Origin of the sequence: Pedobacter sp., assembly GCF_045628745.1 — a bacterium.
Lineage (GTDB): Bacteria > Bacteroidota > Bacteroidia > Sphingobacteriales > Sphingobacteriaceae > Pedobacter.
In genome coordinates, this window is sequence record NZ_JAZQPU010000455.1 from 1 (window position 1) to 4,522 (window position 4,522).

The window sequence follows — 4,522 nt, forward strand, 5'->3', positions numbered from 1 at the left end:
GAATATAAAGGTATTGGCCTAAGTGTAACCTCACGTTACCTTGGTGGTGGCCAGTTATACAACCAAACTTTGGTTGACAGGGTAGAAAATGTAGACATGAATTACAATGTTGACAAGAGAGTATTAACAGGTCGCTGGACAGCTCCAGGGCAAAATGCACTTTATAAACGTTTAGGTCAATACAATATCCAAAATCCAGATGGCAGCACAAGTCCTGCAGAGGAAAAAACCCGTGCAACTACTCGTTTTATTCAAGACCGTAATGAGTTCACTATTGCTGCAGTAAACCTTTATTACTTATTTGATAAAAGCCTAAGCAAAAAATTAGGATTAGAGCGCTTAAAAGTTGGCTTTAACATGAATGAGTTGGCAACATTCTCTTCTATTGAGATTGAGCGTGGTACTTCTTATCCATTTGCAAGGACTCTATCTTTCAATTTATCCGCAACATTTTAAATTCATTAACATGATTCAGAAATTTAAAAATATAGCATTACTCCTCGTTATTGTATTATCAGCTGCATCCTGCAAAAAGGGATGGCTAGATGTAACCTCCGGGACAGAAATCAGGTCAGATGACCAGTTTTCTTCTGAAGCGGGTTTTAAGGATGCCTTAATTGGCGTATACATCAGCATGACTGATCCTGATTTATATTCAAAGAACGCCACTTATAATGTAATCGATTTACTAGCCCAGCAATATGCAACTTTACCTAACCTGGCTTTAAATGTAGATCTTCAATCTTACAATTATACAAGTGTAAAAAGTGTAGCTACGTTAGATGCCATTTGGAATAAATCGTACAATAGCATTGCCAACATCAATAATGCCCTCGCTAACATTGATAAGAACAAAGCGTTGTTGAATCCAATTAGTTATTCCATCATTAAAGGAGAATTATTAGGGTTGCGTGCATTTCTTCATTTCGATTTAATGAGGATGTATGGCTATGGCAATATGGCTAAGCGCCAGGATATTGCTGCAAAATTGGCTATTCCTTATGTTACCCAATTTACCAAGGAACTGACACCTCAGTTAAGTTATGAAAAAACATTGGAGTTGTTGATGAAGGATTTAGAAGAAGCTACGGTTTTATTAAAAGAAGATCCAATCTATAATAACCCTAAAAAACCTAGCACTTACTACACTGAGATTAACCGCGATGGTTTTTACAACAACAGGGAACAACGCATGAATTATTATGCGGCAAAAGCCTTACAAGCAAGGGTATTTCAATGGAAAGGCGATGCTGCAAGTATGAGTAATGCTGCTACAGCTGCAGAAGAGGTAATTGCCTACTCAGCTGCAAAGCTGATTACTTCACCATCATATGCTGCTACAGATGCTTTACTTTATCCAGAGCATATTTTTACATTGAATGTAACTGGTTTTACAGATATTGTTAATTTCTATCTGGATGGTGAAAGTGCCACTGCCTATAATTCCCTTTTACTTTCTTCATCACGCGCTCAGGAAGTCTATGAAACAGCAAATGCAAACGTTGGTTTAGTTGATGTACGCTTCAACACCATGTTATCATCAAAATCAAGAGGTTATGTTTCTAATAAATTGCTTCAAAAAACGAATGCTACCTACAAGAACAACATGCCTTTGATCAGGATTCCTGAAATGTATTACATCGCAGCAGAAAGTTATGCATTAACCAACCCTACGAAGGCTGTTGACTACCTGAACAAAGTAAGAAAAAGCAGGGGTATCATTGCCGATATCACAAGCACTGATCCAAATGTGTTTAAAGAAGAACTGACAAAGGAATACCGCAAAGAATTATTAATGGAAGGGCAATTGTTTTTCTATTATAAAAGATTGGGCAAAACTACCTTCACAGGTTTAGGGTCAACGGTAGTAGCCGATGATAAAATCTATGTACTTCCATATCCGACAAGTGAAATTGAATTTGGCAACAGGGTTCAATAGTTAAATATGATCATCATGAAAAGACTTAAAAATATATTTTATATCGCTGCAACAGGCTTAATGCTGTTGCAAACCTCTTGTAAAAAAGATGGAATCTCTTCCTTTTCCGGGGAAGCTGCCGTTAACTTCACCAGTGTAGTACCGCTGCAATATTCATTTTTAGGAAATCCTGAAGACGAATATATCCAGGAAATTGAAGTTAAAATTATGGGTAATACTGCAGACTATGACCGTCATTTCAATGCAGTAGCGGTTGAAGATGGCACTACAACAGCAAAGAGCAACCAATACCAAATTTTAGGCGGTGTTGTTAAAGCTGGTGAATACACTGGCAAGCTCAGCATTAAACTCCTTAATTCTGAAGTATTGAATACTACTACGGTAAACCTTAAGGTTAAACTGGTAGATGCTGAAGATTTCAAAGCAGGAAACCTGGAAACCAGAGAATTTACGGTAGGCTGGACCAACCAGATTGTAGTTCCAGCATGGACTTATTACCGTTATTATTTCACTGCTGTAGCCAGTAATAATGCTTATCGCCTTATTGTAGAAACAACAGGAATAAAAGTGTTAGCGGCTGCTGATTTCAGATTGCTGGGTCAAATAACCTGCGAAGCCATGGGAACCAAATTTGGCGATTACGTAAAACAATGGAATAAAGATCATCCTAACGACCACCTTAAACACGATACGGGAACACAAGCAGGACAAGACATCGTTCCGCTATATTATACTAAATCAAAATTCGATTAAGTGATGAAGAATATGAAACAATATATCCGCTTATCCTTGTTCATTATAGGTATAGCAACAATTTTTGCCTGTAAAAAGGATTTAAGCACATTAGACCTGAATAAGATTGAAGGCGTTACTGTAGATACAACTGGTATGGGCGTACTTAATGTATTCCAGTTTGATCATCTTGTGGTTAAGCCAAAATTAACAACTAACTTAACAGATGCGGAAGTGATGTATGAATGGAGAATCAATATTGATCCTTCAGATACCACCAGTCAGCTTTTAGCCACTACTAAAGACCTTGATGCAGAGATCAGGTTACGACCAAATGATTTTGGGAAATATTACCAACTCCGTTTGATTGCTACAGATAGGGCAACCCAATTGCAATACATCAGCTCATGGAATGTCAATGTAAGAAATAGCATTGGTGAAGGTTTAGTAATTGCAGAAACGACGGCTGATGGCAGTGCTTCAGACATCAGTCACATCATGAATTCAATGGTTACACCAGATTATAACGCCGAGAGCATTAAGCGCAATGTGTATTCGGCCATCAATGGCAGCACCATCCCTGGTTTAATTAGCCAGTTCCGTTACACCAATATCTTTGGGGTGACCAGCCTGTTAGCCATTACCAATAACAGCATTGCCAAAATCAATACCATTGATTATACCTTAGGTGGCTTTAATGAGGAGTTGTTTAGCAACCATGATTATGCGTTTAAACCTGAAGGTTTGTACGGCATTCAACAAGGCGACATCTATATGGAGAATGGTAAATTTATTTTCACTTACCTGGGTGCTAATAGATTATTTGGAGTACCCTTTGACACTAAGTTCACTGTTCCAGCGAAAATTGCCTTAAACAGAAACTCAGATGCCTCTATAGTAATTAACTTTTATGATGAGGTAAAAGGCGCATTTGTGTATTTGCCTTCCTTAAATTTTGGCGACAAGAATATGTATGCTTATCCTGCAGGTGCGGGTGTTTTCAACGCCGGTAATTTACCTGGCCGTACAAATTTAGCTGCCGGATATGGGGTTGACAATGAATTTGTACACGTTCTTAAAAACAAAACAACTGGTAAAACGGAACTGTACACCTTTAAGGCTGGAGAAACAGATGCTGATTGGAATATAATTATTTCTTCACCTAAAGCATTTTTCGATCTTTCTAATGCACCTGGTATAAATGAAGCCACTCACTTTGTTATTATGGATAACCAAAAAGTATTGTATTATGCCACGGCTACCATGGTATATGCTGTGCTATTTAGTACTGCAACGCCAACTTACGAGGAGCGCTATACATTACCTGCTGGTGAAACCATTACCACTTTACAAGTTTATCAGCAAAGCGATTACCCTTATAGCGAAACCTATTTACCGGGTAATAATAATCAATTGATCATGTCAACTTATGGAACTGAAGGAAAAGTATATATCCTTCCGTTAAAAAACCTTGGTGTAGGTAATATTGACCTTCCAGCAGTAAAAACTTATGCTGGTTTCGGAAAGATTACAGCCATTGCTACTCAAAAATAAAAAACACCAGCTGAACCTTCACAAATGAAGGTTCAGCTATTGATATCAATAACATAAAAAACTGTGCTGCATAAGCTCAATGCTTATAACCATCGTTTACACAATAATTAAATTGTAAATAAGGTGATTAACAAATCCGGCATTCATAACTAACAAATGAAGAAAATACTCAATATAGCGCGGTTGGAATTAAGTATATTATTTTATTCCCCTATTGCCTGGCTCGTCCTAATTATTTTTATTCTCCAATGTGGCGTAAGCTTCACGGATATCCTCTATGCCACTGAAACAAAACAG

General features: G+C 37.6%; 3 protein-coding genes and 1 pseudogene. All 4 read left to right on the plus strand.

Features of this window, described 5'->3' with window-relative positions; translation table 11 throughout:
- Nucleotides 1-456: pseudogene (locus tag ACR2F7_RS16405) on the plus strand (SusC/RagA family TonB-linked outer membrane protein); the annotation flags it as partial.
- A 10-nt stretch (nucleotides 457-466) separates the two neighbouring features.
- Complete coding sequence (locus ACR2F7_RS16410) at nucleotides 467-1,939, plus strand: RagB/SusD family nutrient uptake outer membrane protein (protein WP_432714621.1); 1,473 nt, start codon at nucleotides 467-469, stop codon at nucleotides 1,937-1,939.
- A gap of 15 nt (nucleotides 1,940-1,954) precedes the next feature.
- A complete protein-coding gene (locus ACR2F7_RS16415; RefSeq protein WP_432714622.1) occupies nucleotides 1,955-2,692 on the plus strand; it encodes a DUF4843 domain-containing protein in 738 nt (245 codons plus the stop codon).
- Nucleotides 2,693-2,695: 3 nt separating this feature from the next.
- Nucleotides 2,696-4,225, plus strand: coding sequence for a PKD-like family lipoprotein (locus tag ACR2F7_RS16420; RefSeq protein ID WP_432714623.1), 1,530 nt, complete (start codon nucleotides 2,696-2,698; stop codon nucleotides 4,223-4,225).
- Nucleotides 4,226-4,522: the final 297 nt, after the last annotated feature.